Here is a 318-nt window from a genome sequence, read left to right as displayed (position 1 = left end):
TCAAGCCGCTGGGCACCATGGCCCACGAGTGGATCATGGCGCACCAGCAGTTGGGCCCGCGGCTGATCGACAGCCAGATCGCCGCGCTGGACTGCTGGGTGCGCGAGTACCGCGGCCTGCTCGGTATCGCCCTGACCGACTGCATCACCATGGATGCCTTCCTCGGCGATTTCGACCTGTACTTCGCCAAGCTGTTCGATGGCTTGCGCCACGACTCCGGCGAGCCGGTAGCCTGGGCCGAGAAAGCGATCGCCCATTACCAGAAACTGGGTATCGACCCGATGACCAAGACCCTGGTGTTTTCCGACAGCCTAAACC

General features: G+C 63.2%; 1 protein-coding gene. It reads left to right on the top strand.

What is annotated here, in order from left to right; all coding sequences use genetic code 11:
• Positions 1-35 precede the first annotated feature (35 nt).
• A partial coding sequence (locus tag QWI17_RS00090) for a hypothetical protein (protein WP_368045312.1) occupies positions 36-318 on the top strand: 283 nt, incomplete at its 3' end.

The sequence above is a fragment of the Gilvimarinus gilvus genome, assembly GCF_030518155.1.
GTDB classification, from domain to species: Bacteria; Pseudomonadota; Gammaproteobacteria; order Pseudomonadales; family Cellvibrionaceae; genus Gilvimarinus; species Gilvimarinus gilvus.
The sequence above is the reverse complement of the archived record's forward strand: the minus strand, read 5'-3'. Positions and strand labels throughout refer to the sequence as shown.